Source organism: Okeania sp., assembly GCF_983059655.1.
This window is the reverse complement of sequence record NZ_CEZPJD010001004.1, coordinates 1-2,475: the sequence shown is the minus strand read 5'-3', so window position 1 is coordinate 2,475 and position 2,475 is coordinate 1. Positions and strand designations below refer to the sequence as shown.

Genomic DNA, 2,475 nt, shown 5'->3' with positions numbered 1-2,475 from the left:
TGATCTAAAAAGGCTAAAACCAATATCAGTAAAGACTTTGATATTTAATCAGCAAACCCTAATTAATTACAGATAGAATCCGATTATTACGATATATGTTTATAATTCTATAATTACTTCAATCTTTAATCTCCCCTACTCCCTACTCCCTACTCCCTACTCCCTACTCCCTACTTAAATTAAGAATGAGGTTCGCCAAACAAAACCAAAGAACAATTTAACTCTTTCAAAACCTCATTAGTCACATCACTAACAGCCAAACCACCAGCAGTACGACGACGCATAGAACGCAAAATAACTAAATCAAAATACCGTGCCATTTTAACAATTACTTGAGCAACATTATCATTAGCAATAACTTTAATTTTTAATTTAACCTCAGATTCATCAACAGAAACAATCTCTGAAAGTTGAGACTTAAATTCATCAATTTGTTCTGGAGAACTAATACTAGAGCATATATGTAATAAAGTCACATAAGCTTGATTAGTATCAGCAAAAAGTTGTGCAAAACGAACAGTTCGTAATGCTTGAGGAGTAATATTTTTTACTGGTACTAAAATTTTATGAATATCAATGGGGTCATCTAATAATCTTGTCACTGCTACCGGACAATGAGAAGACCAAAATACACTATCAATAATACTTCCAAATAAACGCGCCCGTAAACCACTTTGTTGACTGCAACCCATAATAATTAAACTGGCATTTTTTTCTCTAGCAGTGCAGCTTATTCCCTGAGAAATATCATTATAAATTCGTAGTTCTGGTTGAGCTTCAATATTAAATTGTTGAGTAATTTCTTGACTTCGTTTTAGTTGTCGTTCGCTATGGCGAATTGCTGTATTTAAAACTGGTTCATCTAGATGAAAATTAGATTTTACAATTGATAAAGGAACAACTAATCCAGACTCATGTTTAGCTAACATTGCTCCCATTTCTAGCAAATAATTTTCGGTTACAGGATTGTATATAGAAACTAAAACAGTAAACTTATGTTCATAAGTTTCTGCTTCTAATTCTTGTTGGTGAGTTTCCCACCAAATTCCCGATTTATTACCGCCATTAAATAAACTCAAAGGTTGGGATAATAAGGGAGCAAATCTAGCTGTTGTTAAAGGTCCGAGTATAGAAGTTACTAACATTAAAACAATTACGCCATTGAAAAATGGTTCTGTTAATATTCCTTCCTGAAGACCAACTAAAGCTTCGACCAAAGTAGCAGCAACATGAGGCAAAGTTAGAGACCACATTGTCAGAGTTTCTGGAAAATTATAGCTGTATAATTGTTTCGCTAATAAAGCTGCGAGAAATTTACTAATAATTACTCCAGCAATAATAGCTAAAGTCATGACAAATTCATTAGTTATTGTTGAAACAAAAGCCGGAACATCTAAAATTAATCCCATATCTACAAAGAAAAAAGGAATAAACAATGTACTGCCAATAAATTCTACTTTTTCCTTAACAGGACCATTTCCCACAACTTCATTCACAGCAATACCAGCCAGGAAAGCTCCAACAATAATATCAACATGAATTATTTGTGCTTCTACACTAGCAATAAATACAACTAACATTATGAATAAAAATTGATTTCCTTCTTCATCCCCAGTCCGACGGAAATATTGCTCCCCTAACCATTTAAAACCAAATAAAACAACTACTGCATAAATAGCTAATTCTCCTAACTGAATAATCAGATTAACAACAGAAAATTCTCCCGCATTAACCGACACACAAATTGCTAGAACTAATAAAGCAGCAATATCAGTAAATATTGTTGCCCCAATAGTAACAGTAACCGCTTCATTAGCAGCTACACCCAATCTATTAACAATGGGATAACCTAAAAGAGTATGAGGTGCAAATAGAGAACCAATTAAAATCGAAGCATTCCAGTCAAAGCCAAAAATTCTACCAACTAAAATACCTGCAATAATGGGGATAAAAAAAGTTATAACTCCAAAGCCAATAGAGCGATTTCTAGTTTTATTAAATTGTTCTAAGTCAATTTCTAAAGCTATAACAAACATCAGATATATTTTGCCAATATCTGATAGTAACTTCATAGTTTCTGTTTCACTGTTGAGAAGCTGTAAACCATGAGGACCTAGTACGACTCCTCCTACTAATAATCCTACTAAACCAGGTAGTCGGAGACGTTCAAAAATTGGTGGAATGGTTAAAATAACCAGCAGAAGAATGGTGAAGGCAACAATTGGAGTATTGGGCAGCAACTTAATTACCTCTGATTAAAATTTTCATTATATTAGCAAACCTTCTAAATTTTGCACAAAAGTTTAAGTTAGCCCGTTCAGCATTTAGACTATATCCCAATTTTTTAAAAGGGAACACTAGAGCGCAGAATTTGGAAACAGAGAATATAAAATTTCAATTGGTCTTAGCTTATGAGTCTTTTATATAGGATTAAATAAAAAGAGGAGGATATGAAAAAGGGAACAGGTATGGAGA

1 protein-coding gene is annotated in these 2,475 nt (G+C 33.3%); it reads right to left on the bottom strand.

The genetic code is table 11. The features are described from left to right. Positions 1–179: 179 nt before the first annotated feature. Positions 180–2,240, bottom strand: coding sequence for a cation:proton antiporter (locus AC3DU7_RS31120; RefSeq protein ID WP_488043101.1), 2,061 nt, complete (start codon positions 2,238–2,240; stop codon positions 180–182). Between the last annotated feature and the right edge of the window lie 235 nt (positions 2,241–2,475).